This window comes from Phocaeicola fibrisolvens (assembly GCF_025567125.1).
GTDB classification, from domain to species: Bacteria; Bacteroidota; Bacteroidia; order Bacteroidales; family Bacteroidaceae; genus Phocaeicola; species Phocaeicola fibrisolvens.
On record NZ_JAOQJI010000020.1, the window covers coordinates 22,942 to 40,865 of the forward strand.

General features: G+C 43.4%; 10 protein-coding genes. All 10 read right to left on the reverse strand.

Annotated features, from left to right (window positions below):
• Positions 1 to 19: 19 nt before the first annotated feature.
• Positions 20 to 2,254 carry a S9 family peptidase gene (locus OCV81_RS09810; protein WP_148329854.1) on the reverse strand — a complete coding sequence of 745 codons (2,235 nt, stop codon included), beginning with the start codon at positions 2,252 to 2,254 and terminating at the stop codon, positions 20 to 22.
• Between the two features lie 418 nt (positions 2,255 to 2,672).
• Positions 2,673 to 3,143, reverse strand: coding sequence for a lipocalin-like domain-containing protein (locus tag OCV81_RS09815; RefSeq protein ID WP_022353158.1), 471 nt, complete (start codon positions 3,141 to 3,143; stop codon positions 2,673 to 2,675).
• A gap of 23 nt (positions 3,144 to 3,166) precedes the next feature.
• A complete protein-coding gene (locus tag OCV81_RS09820) occupies positions 3,167 to 3,961 on the reverse strand; it encodes a DUF1573 domain-containing protein (RefSeq protein ID WP_148329855.1) in 795 nt (264 codons plus the stop codon).
• Between the two features lie 18 nt (positions 3,962 to 3,979).
• The gene (locus tag OCV81_RS09825) at positions 3,980 to 6,055 is read right to left on the reverse strand and encodes a S8 family peptidase (protein WP_148329856.1); all 2,076 of its coding nucleotides are present in this window, start codon (positions 6,053 to 6,055) and stop codon (positions 3,980 to 3,982) included.
• A 34-nt stretch (positions 6,056 to 6,089) separates the two neighbouring features.
• Positions 6,090 to 7,871: a BACON domain-containing protein gene (locus OCV81_RS09830; protein ID WP_148329857.1), complete on the reverse strand. Its 1,782-nt coding sequence runs from the start codon at positions 7,869 to 7,871 to the stop codon at positions 6,090 to 6,092.
• 26 nt (positions 7,872 to 7,897) lie between these two features.
• Positions 7,898 to 10,528, reverse strand: a complete 2,631-nt coding sequence (locus OCV81_RS09835; RefSeq protein WP_262640308.1) for a DUF4458 domain-containing protein — start codon at positions 10,526 to 10,528, stop codon at positions 7,898 to 7,900.
• Positions 10,529 to 10,541: 13 nt separating this feature from the next.
• Positions 10,542 to 12,095 carry a hypothetical protein gene (locus OCV81_RS09840; protein WP_262640309.1) on the reverse strand — a complete coding sequence of 518 codons (1,554 nt, stop codon included), beginning with the start codon at positions 12,093 to 12,095 and terminating at the stop codon, positions 10,542 to 10,544.
• Between the two features lie 23 nt (positions 12,096 to 12,118).
• Entirely contained in the window at positions 12,119 to 13,006 is an 888-nt protein-coding gene (locus OCV81_RS09845) for a DUF4984 domain-containing protein (protein WP_148329860.1), read from the reverse strand.
• Between the two features lie 24 nt (positions 13,007 to 13,030).
• Positions 13,031 to 14,545: a RagB/SusD family nutrient uptake outer membrane protein gene (locus OCV81_RS09850; RefSeq protein ID WP_148329861.1), complete on the reverse strand. Its 1,515-nt coding sequence runs from the start codon at positions 14,543 to 14,545 to the stop codon at positions 13,031 to 13,033.
• A gap of 15 nt (positions 14,546 to 14,560) precedes the next feature.
• Complete coding sequence (locus OCV81_RS09855; protein WP_148329862.1) at positions 14,561 to 17,494, reverse strand: SusC/RagA family TonB-linked outer membrane protein; 2,934 nt, start codon at positions 17,492 to 17,494, stop codon at positions 14,561 to 14,563.
• Between the last annotated feature and the right edge of the window lie 430 nt (positions 17,495 to 17,924).

The following is a 17,924-nucleotide window of genomic DNA, read 5'->3' on the forward strand; positions in this document are numbered from 1 at the left end:
ACAGCCAGCCTTTCATGATTTATTTACCTCCTGCCGGAAGATTTTTCAGGAAATAGTCCGTCATCGATTTCCGCAGGTGATAGGTAGTGCCTTCCCGCTCATTGATGGCATGCGAGCGCATCGGATAGGACAGCTGATAGAACACCTTGCCGTGTTTCACTAGCTCGTTGACCAGCATCTCGCAATTCTGATAGTGCACGTTGTCATCACCGGTACCGTGAATGAGGAGCAGGTTCCCTTTCAAGCCTTCCACATAGGAGATGGGCGAACCTTTGCGATAGCCTTCCGGATTGGCCTGCGGCGTGTTCATGTAGCGTTCCTGGTAAATGGTGTCGTACAACCGCTGGTCGGCTACGAACGCAATGGCAATACCCGTGCGGAACACATCCGGATAACGGAACATGCAGTTGAGGGTCTGACTTCCTCCCCCACTCCAGCCTGTAATGCCGATGCGGGAAGTATCGATGAACGGATACTGACGGGCCAAATCGAGGATTCCCTGTGCCTGGTCTTGCGAAGCAAAAGTACCGACCTCGCCATAAATACATTTACGCCATTCCCTTCCGCGAGGGGCAGCAGCTCCCCGATTATCAATACTGATGACGATGTAACCCTGGTTGGCCAGGAACTGGTGCCACATATCACCTCCCTGCCATACGTCCTGCACCGTAGAGCTGGCCGGCTCCCCATACACGTCAATAATGACCGGATATTTCTTTGCTGGATCAAAATCTACCGGTTTAATCATAAAGGCATCCAATACCAAGTCGCCGGAATGTGTCTTGACAAATTCCTTCGGACGTAACTTCAACTGCTGATACTGGGCCAGTGCTTTCTCATTGTCTTCAATGACCGACAAGGTCTTGTGCGACGGCAAGGCCACCATCTCTATTCGCGGAGGAGTAACGGCATTGCTAAAGGTGTGCACGGCGTACTTCCCATCCGGAGAGATGTCATATTTATGCTGCCCTTGTTCCTTCAATGGAGAAAGGCGCTTCACTTCTCCCTTGCCGAACAAGCTAGCCGAATACAGATAACGCTGGGTATAATTGTCCGGTGAGGCTATGAAATACACCAGCCCTTTCTTCAGGTCCATGCCCACCTGCTCAATCAAATCATAATTGCCTTTCGTGATGAGCTGGATATCTTTTCCATCGCGGCTCACCCGATAAAGATGCCGCCATCCGTCCCGTTCGCTCTGCCAGGTAAAATACGTATTGTGCTTCAGCCAGGTCACCTGGTCGTTGGTTTCCACCCAAGCTGCATCCATTTCTGTCAGGATATTTTTGGGTGCACCACCTCCGATGGAAGCAATCCATACCTTGTTCGTATTCTGTGGACGATTCATCTGCTGGATAAACAAGTCGTTGCTTTCGGGAATAAACTCCATCCGCATAATGTAATTCTGACGGGGGTCACCGGGCAAATCAATCCAAGTGGTCTCACCTCCGGTAGCTGCCACATAACCCACCTTCACGGCTGAATTGGTGGTTCCGGCCTTTGGATAGGGGAAGCGGATGATTTTCGGGTACAGGGAATCCACATTGTTAATGATATCAAACCAGCCGGTGCCTTCCGTATCGCTCTGCCAATAGGCAATGTACTTGCCGTCAGGGCTCCAGCGGAAACCGTCCCGACAGAAAAATTCCTCTTCATACACCCAGTCAAAAGTTCCATTCACAATCGTACTGCTTCCGTCGTGTGTCAGCTGGGTGATTTTCCCGTCGGACACATTCTCCACATAAATATTGTTCCCGCTCACGTAGGCCACCCGCGTCCCATCGGGCGAGAACTTGGCAAACATCAGACTGCTTTCCGGAAGATCTTTTCCCAACTGTTGCAACTGTCCTGTTTGCATATTGAGCACCCAGTAGTCCCCCCGAGTATCGTAACGCCATACTCGCTTGGTATTTGTATAAACCAAGACCTGCTTGCGTGAGGCATCAAAACTGAAACTTCTGACCGACAGAGTATCAGAAGTACCTGGCTTTACAAACGAAGCTGCAGGTATCAGCACTTCACGTTTATCCTTCTTGGCTGCATCATACGACACGATGTCATATCCTCCCGCCGGGTTCTTTTCTTTTTTCGAGTACTTGCTTCCATCCGAAAGCCAGTTTACCCGGCTCTCTCCTTTTGTAATTACCAAACCTCCATTCACCACCTCCTCCAAAGTAGGGATATGCTGTGCATACGCTGGAAGGAAAGCCAAACAGCAAGATACCAAAATCGCCTTTCTAATGTTCATTTGCATACTAATTTTATTGTTTAGAAGAAAAATTTCTAATTTTTCGATAAAAGTACAACATTTTACAATAAGCACGAAAGAATAAGGCAATCGAGTAGAGGCTGTCTAAAAAAATTTTAAACTGGAAGCTATCTCAAATTGGACTGATGTTTTCTGCATTCTATCCAACTGTCAGTACTATCATTGAATTAGTTGGTTCAGTCCTTCATGGAGCATTCTATATGCTTTATCTGAAATTTCTGTTCGTCGGACCAGAAATCTGTCGACAGCTTCCTTCAGATTCCACCTTACGATGGACATAGCTCTTCACTGTATAGCTCTCGCTATTAAGGTTCATTGAAAACTTACATCCGTTATTAAGACTCATGCCGAGCGCACCTAAAAAAAACCCGTCAAAGACCACCAGGTCAATGACGGGCATCAATTATCTCAAGCTCCGGCTTCCATTCAAAATGTCGTCCGGTATTTCTGCACAACGTGTATACACAGACACATCCTCACTGTTATCCTTCATGGTCCATTTCATTGTTTCATCGGTCATTTCTGAAACAATATACTCATTCCACAAATCATGAGAATAATCATATTCCCCCGTAAGAATATATCCCAGTTCCTCGTCCTCTTCAATTTCAAAACTACCAGTAGATTTATGAGAATACATACTTCCCATATTGTCATACATTTCAAAAGTATGTTCTTTTCTATTGAACGTAATATATACATACTGACCTTCCTGTAATGGAGTTCCATTTAATTCAGTCAACATCCAGGTTCCGTTCAACGTGGCATAATTCACTTCCTGATACACCACCGGAGCCTCATCGTCTTTGCTACAAGATGCAACCATTGTCAACAACGAAAGGCACATCATCAGTCTGAATATGAATCTTATCATATCTATCTTGTTTAAAAAGTTATTTATTTTATTTCTACATTAATTTTTATTGTCCGGTCAGACGGACGAGCAGAGATTCCATCAAGCAGCACATTAAACTGTTTTTTTCCTTTAGCTCCAGGAATCTTTCCACCATCCAGTTCAAGAATCAGATAACCCTCCTGCCCCGGTTCCAAGACCTCAGGCTCCGTACTCAGACGAATAAACTCAGGCAAAAATCCCTTCACAGCACCAATCCGCAACACCTCGTTTCCCGCATTCGCACAAGCAATTTTCTCCACTCGATGCATGCCTGTACTCACGGCCCCAAAACTTACCGTCTTGGTACGTATCCTCAAATTTCCCATTGCATATTTATAGTCCTTCCACAAAGCACTCGAGGGAGTTACTTTGCCTACAATACTCAATGCGGCAACAGGTTGTTTTTCAGAGATGTCGGTATAGACAAAGGCTTTCGTAAAGAGCTTTCCCGGTTGTCCGAAAGGATTATAAGTCACACTGACAACCGCTTTATCACCTGGATTCATCACTGCATGATCGATATGAGCATCCGTACATCCGCAAGTAGTAGAAATTCTTGTCACGACTATTCTTTTCTTACTCACATTCGTACAGGTAAAAGTGTATACCTGAGGTTTATCATCCTCCGACAAGACTCCCGCATTTATCTCAATAGGCTCAAAGCGCAACAAAGCTTGTGCATTTTCCACCAATACGGGGTTGAACACAGATTCAAGCTCCTGCTGAGTAAATACTTTCTGTGCCGATAAGCACGACACAGAAAGCCACATTGACATCAAGATAATTACAGTTTTCATAAAAATTCCGTACCTAAATTACATCCATCCGTTTCCAGTAGTCTTACGTACAGTAATGACAAATTCCTGCGTATTTCCGTCACTGCTAGTCACCGAGGCCTTGGTCATTCCCACCTTGGTTCCCTTTACCGTCAGTTTATTGTCTTTCAAAGAAACGGCAGCCACATTGCTGTCCACCACATTGAAGTCAGTAGCAGTCACATTATCGGCATAAATTTTGCTCAAGTCTACCACTTTCGTTCCATCAAGAGCTACATAGACGTTAGGTACACGCATCGGCTGAGCATCATAGTCACTTCCTTCAATATTGCTCAATACCATATTGGCGTCGATCAAGCCTCCAATCTTGCCTCGATAATTCGACAGATTCAATGACATGTGTGGAGCCGCATCCTTGTATGTAGCCCATCCATACCAATATGATTTTTCCCCACTCAGTTTATCATCTGAGAAAGGACGGACAGAATGGAGCAGTAATTTCTGGAAATCTTCTGCACGATAATGTTTACGCAACTTAGCTGCATACGACAAGCCCAATGCAGCCACACCAGAAACATGAGGACATGCCATAGAGGTTCCTTCCATATAGCCATATCCACTCTGGTTCATCGTCGGGTCTCCCCCTTCAATGGCAGCCGTCGGCATTGTAGACAAAATAAGTCCTGCATCCTCTGTCTTCGTACCTTCTCCGTCGCCACCTGGAGCTGTAATCATATTCTCACTACCGCTCGGTGTGCTGTAGTTTGAATAAGGGGCCGGAGTTCCATCCGGACCTACGGAAGCAACACAAATAAAGTCTTTATACGCACCCGGATAGGCAGCCATCGGCGCATACTCATTTCCTGCGGCAAAAATAATCAGTCCGCCTTCCATCACCCCGTTTGGATCACCAGCATTATGAAGGAAGTATTCCATGACTTCTTTCTCCAACACACAATTCTCAGACCATTCTTCATCCGACAAATAACCTGGCGTATAATTGTTGATATTGGCTCGTCCGGAGTTATATCCCCAACTACACTGAAGAATTACAGCCCCATTGTCTGCAGCATATTTTATGGCTTTTGCCTCCTGCAAGAAAGTAGAACCGCTGTTTCCTGCAAAAATCTGCAAAGACATGATCTTTACACCAGAATCGGGTGTTCCATCTCCACCGGCAATGCCGGATACACCGGTCCCATTGTTGTTCACGGCAGCAATGGTTCCTGCCACATGCGTGCCATGTCCAAGGTCATTGATATCTGAATAAGTAATCAGGCCACAATCGGTCACGAAGTTATATCCATAGCGGTCGCCTGCATAACCATTACCGTCATTGTCTGTGGTTCCTCCCAGTTCTTCCGCCGAGTTCGTCCACATGTTACCTTTCAAGTCTTCATGGTTATACATGACTCCTTCATCCATTACAGCCACAATGACCGACGGATCTCCTTTACATTTCTTCCATGCTTCCTTGCAATTCACATCGTATCCGGCAATCGCCTGCACAGGAGAATCCTTTCCATCCAAAATCGTTCCGTCATTGATGTAGCTCCATTGCTTACTCAAATCCGGGTCATTGAATGGAAGTTCTGTGACACCGTCTGCTGTCAATGCCACCGGATTCACCCCTTTGGCTTTCCGGTCTGTTTTATAAGCCCGCTTGATTTCGTGATTATACTCTACTGTGGCTACTTCGGCCAGTTTTGACATGTCTTGTGCTACCTTCTGCACATCCATGTTCTTATCAAACTTCACCAGATACCACAAATGCAATCCACATTTCCGTGTACGTTCCTCGTTACGCTTGTCCACCGGGAAAACCCGTTGAAACTCGTATGCTCCTGCAATGTCCAGAATTTCATCGACCGAAGGAATGGAAGAGCGTGACATTTTTCCACTTCTACTTAACGCATTAGCCTGATCCAATACCTCTTCGACTTCCGGCTTGAACTTGATAAACAATTCTCCACTTACCGCATCGTCGGGGATATTGACTATGGTTGCACTTCCATTGTCTCCTCCATTCGATTCGGAAACCAAAGTTTCCGAATCGCTACAAGAGAATAAGACTGACGCACATAATAGCGCTGATAATATGTATTTCTTTTTCATTTTCAATGTTACGTTAAATCAAACAAAACCTTTCTCATTCGGTCGCACCGCTATCCTCGTAATCAGGTTTCCTGCCTGGATAAACCTCATAATAGCTGCCTTCTGTGTATCCCGTATTGGAATAATTGCTAAGGCTGGTCGGTTCATTGCTAAATCCTACCTTATCTCCATTGGAATTGATGGCACTCAATTCTTGCTGGAAGATCATGGAATATGGATTCCAGTATGCCAGATACGGATGATACAATAACCATTTAGGCAGCTTTCCAGTCAAGAAGCTCAGATTTAATGACAGAGATTTCATTTTTGGCCATACCATTGGAGCACCCCCATTTGCCAGCAGGTATTTTTTAGCATCTTCCAGCTTGATTGTATCTCCAAATGTCTGAGAAATATAGTCCCAAGTATAAACCTTGTCGGCGCCAACAATATTTCTGACTTCTTCGTCAGAAGGCAGTTCACCCTGAAGCAGGCTCATGGTCAATGACAATTCTTCCAAAGTATCCCATTGAAGCAGGTTCTTGAAGAAAGTACGGTTCGTCTTGGCAGGGAGTGATTCAAAACCTTCTCCAAAACCAGTGTACCATCTGAAACCGATAGTATCATTATCTTCCACCTGACTCAAGTCTTTTGTGGTATCATAACGATTAATTTTATTCAGACGCAAAACCTTCAGTTTCGGGAAGTTCGCTTTGTTGATGACTTCCAGCCCATCTTCAAAGTTATTGCTACTCAAATCAAGCAACTCCAAATTCTTTCCTAAATCCTTAAAGTTATCAGGCAATGCAGTTAATCCGTATGCACTAATTGTCAGTTCTTTCAGATTATTGTACTGAGCTAACTCACAGATTTCCGGTCCCAGTTTGATGCTCTTGATAAACGTATTGGCATTACCGGTAAAGGTAATAGACCGGGCAGTTTTCAAATATCTCACCTGATAAGGCAATGATTCGTATATCTCAAACAAACGGAATGTAACCGATTTCACGCGTCCGATCATATTCTTGCTTACTCCGTCGGTTGCTTTCCAAAGTTCCACACCATCCCAATACATCATATTTTCTCCGTCATTCCATCCCAGCATTCCATTCATGCTTTTGTAGATAGACAACAGAGCCAGTGAGTCTCCCGCACGGTCATCTGTAATCTTCGGAGCCGACTTCTGCCGTACCTGAAGCACTACAGGCTCTCCTTCTGCAGGAGTTATCGTAATCTGTGCTGTCCGTTCTGCTTCCGATACATTGATATCCCATTCAAACCGCTGAGTAAATGTACGCGGACGATCGCCATAATCATAGGCAGGAACTTTATCCTTATATCTCAGCCAATTCCCTTCAGAGGTCACGCTCACAGAAAAATTGGTATTTGCCGTCATCTGAAGATCATAATAACGCTTTCCGTATTCTGCTGAGTTTTCAATGACAATCTCCTGGTCTGCATTCTCCACAAACACACCTTTGGCATAACCTGCCTGCACCACCTTCAAGATTTTAGGTGCAGCCAGCCCTTGTGCCATAAACTGAATCTCAGCATTTCTGAAATCGGCAACGACTGATGAATCTACTTGAATCTCACAACTTGCAGCCCCTACTCCACTAGAAGGAACTACCCGTACCCATGTAGCGTCGGTTGTAGTCTGCCATTTCACATTTCCACCTACATTTACAATCTCTATTCCGCCATTCTCACCAACGGCGATTTCCTCTTTATCCAATGAAAATTCAGATGTGATTTCGTCATCCTCCTTACATGAATAAAAACAGAGAGTGAGTACAGAAAATAATCCTGTTACAAAATATTTGATATTATTTTTCATTTTAGCTCTTTTTATCTAGTTGTTCATCACTCCAAATCCAAGGCATCACAACCACGGATATCTTGAGTCGGATCATAAATTAGAGTATACATACCGGCCTTTATATACGCACAAACATCTGAAACATCCAATATCAAGTTCGGATTGTCACTCACATCAAGAGTATAAATCAAATAAGATATCGTTTCCGTATCAGGCACTTTTCCAATATTATTTCCACCCAAGAACAAAGCTCTCAAACCAATGTGCTGGTAGATACCTTCCGGCCATTCTTCGTAAACTCTGTTGCCCGCATCATCCCGCTGATTACGCAATGAAAGTACGGTCAGATAAGAAATGTTGGCAGCCCCCCAAGGGAAAGTAGTCAAACGGTTTCCACTAAGATCCAATCCATACAAATAAGGCAAGGTGTGCCCGTCAAAATCGTCCGGAAGCTTGCTCAAACGATTATAAGTCAAATCAAGCGTAGTCAACAGATAAGTCTTTGAACCTGTCAGGTCTCCCTTATTGAACTCAGAAATCTGATTGGCACTCAAGTTAAGCACTGTAAGCGGAGAACCTGTCTTAAACAACTGCTTAGGGAATTTTTTAAGTTTATTTCCAGCCAAAGAAAGTTCACCGGCATTGATTCCGCTAAAACCTTCAAGACCAGCATCGTCAATTTCATTATAAGAAAAATCGACAGAGGCCATGGTATAGATGGATTTCACATCAAAAATATCAGGCAATTGAGTCAACTTATTGTGAGAGAATGACAATGATTCCACATCATCCATCCCACAGAAAATCCCATTCTGACTTTCAATGGTCTCAATTTCATTGTAATCAAAAGCAGCCTGCACCAGGTTTACATTCGCCCCAAAGGCAGGAACCTTTTTCAACTTGTTGTTCACAATGTCAATCTTACCCAATTTTACCATGTTGGACACTTCTTTCGGCAACTCAGAAATATTGTTGTATCCCAAATAAAGAATCTGAACCTTCTCTTTTGACTTTCCTGTAACCAGTTCTTTCAGTCCCTTATTGAATTCGTCAGAAGACAACTGCTTGTTCATCGCCATATTCAACTGAACCAATTCCGGAAGCTGAGCTATCACGGAAGGGAAGGTCTTCATTTTCGGGCAATTATAAATTTCCAGGTCGGTAAGAGCTGTCAAACCGGCAAAACCCGGTTCTTCCTCCTCATTTCCTACCGTAGCTTCCGGCAAAGCTGTGATAGGTGCATTGGCTACATAGAAGATTTCCAGCTTTTTCAATTTTCCGATGGCTGGATGAATGCCTGTAATGCCATTGGTCAAATCACCCCAAGACACATCTTTCGTCGTGATTCCTTTACGTGTCGTCTTACGTTTGTAGTCCCCTTTTATTTCCATACCCAACTGCAAAGGAGAAGACAAATCTTCCCGTATGTCGTGAGCTACAAAATGATCCATATAGTCATTACGTATCGCCTTCAAATCGTTGGCTGTCAACTGTCCCTTCAAACTGGTCAGAGGGTCTTTGTTGTCAAAACCAAGCAAATCATTATGCGTACCCAAAGCCAGAGTATTCAGTTCGCTTAACTGGCCAATTTCAGCAGGCACCATACCTACTGCACCAAAATCACCGATAGACAATGAGGTTACACGGCCGTTGGCATCAAGCACAACGCCCGGCTGATCGCCCCACATATCAATATCCTTGTCGTCAAAACTCCAGTTTACACCTGCAGGGTAAGTTTGTCCACGGTAATACCAGTTTTCACCTCCCATCTTTTCCCAAATGGCTTTCAAGGCAACATAGTCCTTGATATTGGGTGCCGATTCAATCAGTGTGACCGGCACATCCGCATTGGTCTGCGAATTGTCTGTCACCGTAAAAACAGATTCTTTCAACACCTCGTCATTGAAATACTGCAAAATGTCACTACCCTTATAGGCCGTATACGACATTACCTGGTAAGTACCTGCTTCAATCGTGACAAGAGAATCAATCTTACCCACTGAAGTACGATATCCGGTCCCACTACCATCGAAATCTTCTTCATACGTTACCTTCAATGATTTAAATTCCTGTTCGATTTTGGTATCAACATTCTTTACCCGGATATCTACCTTGTCAATACTACTGAAGGGATAAGCTTTTTCCGCATCATCCACACCTCGGCTAAGAATATTCTTTACCAACTGGAATTTGACTCTACCTCTGCTGATAGCATCTACCAGCAAGTCTTGTACTACCAGTCCTCCACCTGTAACACAGAACGTAGCCTTTTCGGCAGGCAAACCCACGTAGATTTCCTTTTCGGCTCTGTTATACAAATAAAATCCTACAAGCGTATATTCACCTTCCTGCAATTCCAACTTGTCACTGCGCATACCATATTCCGCGTTTTCCGCATCGTATGCATGCAAAGCCATTGTCTGAGAAAACTCAAAATCATTGCTTCTCAACACCACTTTCACTTTGGCTGCTTCATAAAGAGAATCGAGCACATTGGCGTTCGCACGCGAAGCTACATTTTTTGCATAAGATGCACTTTTGTACACCTTAAACTGTACATAACCGCTACCGGCTGGCAACTCGTCATTTTCATCCTTACATCCAGATGAAAAGCACAAGAGCGACAAGAGTATCAGGTTGATACAGATAAAACTTATATTTCGTAATTTTTTCATCATAACATGCATTTTATTCTACATTTAATATCAGCACTTTACAAATCATCATGTTTTCATCTTTGAAGATTACAATCAACGGTTCATCTCCACACATGAAATAGACATTGCTGTCTTCATAGGTCTCTCCTTCCTTATTTACTTCTATAGATGTATTAGACTCATAAGGATTAGAGAAAGTTCTGAGTTCACATGAACCTATAGCGGCATTTTCTCCAAAGTAGTTCTTTATATAAGGAGTAATTGTCACGAAGCTTCCTGCAGGCACTGAATAATTAAAGATGTAATTATTCTTATTTGCTTCATCAGCAAAATACAACTGACTGATAGCATCCAACACATCCGGATTCATGATATTTCCGAGGCCCTGTGTGGCTTCTACGTCTCCTTCTCCATTTACATTGACTTTGACAGGAGCCACAGAAGAAGTCTGTGTACCTTCTTGTTCAAAAGACATAATCACATATTTGATGACATCTTCAGAAACATCCTTGCCTGAAGCATCCAATAACGTGTTGCGATCCGGCCAGGTTCCCTGATGAGAAATTTCATCATAATCTTTTTTAGGGAAGGCCAAAATGTATCCTTTTCTCTTAGCCCCACCATTTTCCTGGAAATCACTCAATGTCAGATTTCCATGCTGGTCATCTTTACACTGATAGAACAAGTTCTCATCGATATTCATCCAGCCGTTCTCTTCACCCAAGCAACGGATTACATATTCATTGTTTTGAGCGAGTACATTAAATGACAGAGGGAAGAATTTTTTCTCTACATCTTCATCTCCTTCTGTCAAGGCTGCCTGCCAGTACTGACTTCCATCCAATGACACCGTCCAGTTCCAGGCAGAACCAAGTCCATCTACCCGGATAACCCCTTCCGGCATTCCTGAATAGCAGACCGGCACATCATAATAGCGGTCACTGTTCTGTTCATAAAATCTTAGTACTCCTTCTTGTACTTCAGTCAGATAACCGTTGTTCAGCTGGACCGACAAATCAAACTTCTGGTTGGCTTTCACTTTTAAAGGTAAATCTATTGCCAGCCATTCCGGAGCATCTTTCAGTTCCCAGGCAAAATTGGTCACCACGGAAAAAGTTCCATTAATGACGTCATTGTTCACATACGACAACGTAAGTTTATTCTCCGCATTATAGGCATTTCCATCCACATCCATCACGGCTAAATCCTTTCCAGTACGGATGTATCTGGCTATCACTTTTTCCTCATTACCCATTATCAACGTAATGTCCACCGTCAGTTCATTCACCGACCACGCCTCATCTGAAATTGTGAGCGGTAAAGACACTTCTCCAGCTTCACCGGAAATAGAAGTCAGACCATTGGAGAACTTACACCACAAAGCGGAAGAAGTCACCTTCCAGTCCAGGTTTGCAGTAAAAGAAAGCGTATGCGCAGTTCCAGGAGTAACAGCCTCCACAATCTCCTGTTCAGGGAATGACGGTGCCACGGCTTCTTCCTCATCGGAACAGGCCGCCATTGTACACATCAATGCAGCCAACAGACAGAACCGCTTAAGTATAGATATATTTTTTATCACATTCATATCCAATAAGTAGATTAACATTATTAATACCCTTGTTTCTTCAGATAATCATATTCCTCTTTGGAAATCCATTCCACCACATTGGCATAAGTTCCTACGGTACCTACTCCGTTTACATAGAACGTCATGTATTGGAAGAAGAAGTTCTGACATACATTATAATAAGAGATTGCACCTGTGGCATTCATGACACGTAGCTTGTCGTCTCCGTGCCAACTTCCTTGAAAAGCTTCCACTGTAGAACCAACCACTTGCGGTTCCATCTCCAGAAGAGGCTGCAACGGATTGTCGGTATTAAACGAAACCTTAATGTCATACCCATCATACAAGAAATTCTTCAGAATAATACCGTTTTCTACTTCCGGGTCCTTCTCCGTAGTCAACAACCGCATTTCTGTAGTCTGCATATAATCGGTGAAGAAAGTAGAAGTAAGCACAGCATACCCGACAAACGTATTGATATCAAACGGGCAAACCTTGACCAACACTACTTTTGTATCGCGTCCATACAAATCCCAGATTTTATCTTTGTCGGCAGTCAGTCGCAACATGACCCCAATGGAATCTGTATCTTCAAAATTATTATAATGTCCACGTATCTTGATGGAAGATGTCCGTTCTCCTGCTTTAATCGTCACATTGTTTGACTGAAGATCGTAATGCACTCCTTCAATGGCATTACTTCCTTTGTCTACGACTTCAACAGAATAAGTACGATCATAATCGCAAGCTGTAGTCGCTGTTACCGGAATGTCATAATACGTATCGTCGCTCTGTACGGCGATGGTCTGAAGCGTATCAGAGAACATCACATAATCCGGACCGCTATAGGTCGCATTTTCCTCACTACACCCAGCCATGACAGAGAGTGCAAAGAAAAGCATACCCCAATTTTTCAAAAGTCGTTTCATGATTATTATCGAATGTTTAATAGATTATTTGTTACTTTCATTAGGCGCAATTGCCGATCCCGGCAAATCCAATTCATGCTGTGGAATAGGCCATACAAACAGCGGATTGTTCGCATCTATCTTCAAGCTGCTTCCGTCGCTCACACTCTGTGTCTGAGGTGTACGTGTAAAACCTTTACCCCAACGCTTCAAGTCATTCAGACGGAATCCTTCCATATACAGTTCGCGAACCCGTTCGTTACTGATATTCTCCAGCCAGTTGTCTTCTGTCAGGTTCAAGGAAGAAGAACCTTCCGATGAGATACGGGCCTTACGCAAAGTTTGTACATCCGTCATCGCCTTGTCAAACTGTTTCTTACGACAGTAAGCCTCTGCACGTATCAGATACTGTTCAGACAAGCGGAACACTTTCGGCATGCTCACATGAAGAATGTTGTAGTTGTTGATGAAATCCTGATTACCGTGATACTTGATAAGCAACGGCCAGGTCAAGCCATGACTATATCCGGTAGTTGTCGTTCCGAAGAAAGCATTATAACGCAAATCTCCTGTCTGGTACAGAGAAAGTGCCGCACTTCCCGGCACATAATCCGGACGATAAGTTGAAAAGTCATAATTCAAGAACACCTGTCCAAGCTTACCGCCATAAGAAGTATTGGTGAACCCTACTTTCCAGATAATTTCTGTAGCCTGATCATATTGCCACATGTAGTCGTAATAAGAATAGTTCCCGGTATAAACGGTATTTGCATCCGAGAGCAAGAACTTATTGCTGTCTATCACCTTGGAAGCCGCTTCAATGGCATTGTCCCAATCCTGCATATACAAATATACACGTGCATACAGCGCCTGCACTGTATAGTAAGTGAAGTAAGGCGTATTGTAAAGATTAGCCGCATCTTCATCCTGATCCGAATCAAGAGCTTCTGCAGCCTTTGCCAGATCATTCAACACAAACTGATAGGAATCGTATAAAGAAGCACGCTTCATCTCTCCCGGATTGGAGTAGCTTGAAACAAGTACCACACCTAGTTCATCCTTTGCGGTAGCCGGGTCGTATGCCTTGCAGAAACATTTAATCAGTTCAGAATAGGCTAACGCACGGGCAAAGTAGACTTCTCCTTTAAATCCCTGCAAACGGTCATACGCATCGTCATCCACCAAGGTATTTTCCCATTTTGCGATTTGCTCAAAGAAGAAATTGCAGTCACCAATCACTTTATAAAGCGTACCATACACCGCTTCTATATCCGAGTTGGTCGGATTGATGTTCCAACGCCATATATCTCCGTACGTATTTGAATATCCGTTCACGGCATACACCAGATCGGCCTGGATATCAGGCAACAGTGTCAGGTTTCCACTATAAAGATACTGGCTCTTGTAGTCTGCATAGATACCTACTACCGCCTGATTTGCTTCTTCCACGGTAGTAATCGCATGGTCGGCAAGGATGGCATGAGTTGGTTCCTTATCCAAGCAGGAGGTTGAAAGCAGTGCTGTCGCAACACCTAATAAATATATTCTAATATTTCTCATTGTCTTCATCTTTTTTTAAAAGTTCAACTCCACACCCAAGGTAAACTGACGTGTCATAGGGTATTGTGCCCGGTATATATTTGAGCTGACCTCAGGGTCAAGACCGGTAAACTTCGTAAATGTCAGCAGGTTCTGTCCTTGAACAAAAATCCGGGCTGCATCAAAGAAGTGTGTTTTTCCCAACAAGCTGTTAGGGAAATTATAGGCAATCATCAGATTCTTCAGACGCAGGAAAGACGCATTTTCAAGATAATGGGTATCAAACTGCGGAGTCACTCCATGTCTTGGAATATCTGTCACGTCACCTGGTTCCTTCCAGCGATTATACAGCAAGCGTCTGGACTGATTATAGGAAGTATAAAGTCCGTTACTTTCATCCATCAGACGGTCGTTGTTGTATACCCAACGGTCGGCCATCCAGCTGAACTGAGCAGAAAGAGTAATCCCCTTCCACGAAAGATTGGTTCCAAAACCTCCCTGCCAAGGAGCCACAAAACTCTTGCCTTCAATCAGCACACGGTTTTCTTCACTGAAGACATTTGTGATTTCTCCATCCTTTGTATACCACAATGCATCTCCATTGGCCGGATTGACACCTGCATAACGTACCATATAGAAATTCGACACATCGTGTCCCACCGCATACATGTTGACATTACTGTCTACATACTGGTCTATACCATTGTAAAGTTCCGTCAGTTTATTTTTGTTGAACGAAGCATTGGCAAACACGTTCCATGTGAAATTCTTGGTATGGATAAGGTCGGCATCTACCGACAGTTCAATACCACGGTTCACCATTGCACCCACGTTGTCCCAATAAGAGCCATAACCTCCGTCGGCATAGCTTACAGGTACCTGCATCAGCATGTCGGTAGTAAGCTTGTTATAGAATTCTGCCGTAAAGTTCACACGATTGAAGAATCCTAAGCGAAGTCCGATGTTGGTTGTCCACAGTTTTTCCCATGTCAGATTCTCATTTCCACGCTGTGAAGGAGTAAGACCGGTCTCACCCATATAATTGGAATCTCCTGTCACCAAAGCCAGATGTTCATAGTTGGAAATAGAAGAGTTACCGGAGGTACCCGTACTAAAAGTCAACTGCCCGTTCGTCAGCCAGTCATATTTCTTAAAGAAATCTTCCTTCTTGAAATCCCACATCAGTCCGACAGACCAGAATCCTGCCCAACGGTTATCCTTACCAAAACGGGAAGAAGCGTCTGCACGAATAGAGAAATCAGCATAATACTTGCTGTCATAATTGTATTCAGCTCTTCCAAAGAAAGAAAGGAAGCCATAATCAGTGGTCGAATCCATCCATGTCGTAGCGTACGAGCCGGCAGAAAGATTGGTCAAGGCATCGTTGGTCTGACCGTCGGCTACCACCTGGAAAGTTTCATAATGATAATTTACTCCTTCCTGTCCAATCATAAAATTAAAATCATGCTTGTTGTCTCGGTTGAAATGATAGTTGGCCGTATTCGTAATGGTCAATGTCAATCCATCGGTAGAGGCTCTACCTGCAGAACCTGAGTTATTATTCAAAATATAACTCGGGAACGACTGCATGAAAGTAGTGGAGTGTGAATAATCCGCACCGAACTGTGAACGAATGGTCAGCCCTTCAATCGGAGTAATTTCCGCATAAAGAGAAGAAATAACTTTGTAGACCTTATGTTTCACCGGATTATTCTCCATCCATTCAATCGGATTCTGTCCTGTCCCAGTCCATTCACCCTCATTCTGTGAAGCCAATGTTCCATCCGCATTATACGGATTCCAATAAGGAAGCATGAAATGAGAAGCCGAAATCGGCGCATACAAAGTATATTCTCCGTCCTCAGCCTGTTCCATCTCTTCATAGGCCAGCAACGTGTTGGTACCCAGTTTCAGCCAGTCCTTTGCCCGGTTTTCCACGTTGGCACGAAGGTTATAACGGCTGAATGAGGAGCCAATTGTAATACCATCCTGATCAAAGAAGCCCCCTGATACATAATAATTGGTTTTCTCTGTGGCTCCATTGACAGACAGCTCGTAACTCTGTGAAGGGGCATTGTTATTAAACACCTCATCCATCCAGTTTACATCAATATCCTTTACCTTATTATAAAAGTCATCTCCAAGATCCAATCCGATTTCCTTTTCATACTGAATACGCTCTGCAGTATTCATCAGGTTCCAGTTGTTTCCAGCCAACTGAGAGAATCCCCACTGTCCACGGAAAGTAACTTTTGCATTACCTATATCACGTCCGCGCTTCGTCGTAATCACTACCACACCGTTGGCTGCACGTGCTCCATAAATAGAAGTGGAAGAAGCGTCCTTCAACACAGAAATACTCTCTATATCACTAGGGTTCAATGCATTGAAACTGGAAGATTCGATAGGTACCCCATCCAGGATAAAAAGCGGAGTCGTTCCTGAATTGATAGAGTTTGTACCACGAATCTGGAAAGTTGCTGCTCGGCTAGGTTCACCGGAAGCTGCAATGACAGTCAAACCTGGAGTTTGTCCCTGTAATGCCTGATCGAAACTGGCTGTAGGAACATTTTCCAACTTTTCACTCTTCACGGTAGACACAGAACCCGCAATGGTTCCCTTTTTACGAACACCGTATGCCACGACCACCACGTCGTCCATCATCTGTGAATCGTCTGTCATAACCACATTCAGTATGCCTGTCTTAGCATTCACCTTCAGTTCCTGCGTTTGCATACCGATATAAGAGAAGACCAAAGTAGCTTCGCCACCCTGAATCTGCAGCTCATAGTTACCGTCAATGTCAGTAACCACACCATTAGTAGTTCCTTTTTGCAGAATAGATACTCCAATCAACGGTTCATTGTCGGTTTTCGACACGACATTACCCTTCACCCTATACGACTGGGCCAAGACTGATTGAACACTTAATACAGCAAAAAAGAGTAACCAAAGACTAAATCTTTTCATCTTTTGTCTGTAAAATAAAAATTAATGATTAAATAAAAAAAAATTTCGACCACACATCAACAATCTATCCCGCTTCGTCACACGACGAAACCGGACAAAATTATCTTCCATTCACAATCCGTGAATGTGCTTAAACATAAATCAGAAAATACAAAATCAGGAAAGTCCCACCTTTCTATCTACTCCTTTCAGAAAGAATCACGTGACTTTACATTACGAAATACCCAATCCCGATTGCTAATACCTATAATCATACAAAATGAATATATATTCATGAACCCTATTTACTCTCTAATAAATCTGATTGCAAAAGTACACAAAAACTATAATATGACATATTTTTATCCATCTTATTTTATCAGCTATAAGACTTTAATCAAATAAATATTAAAACAAGCGGAATTTTTACTCATAATAACCTCTTAAGTGT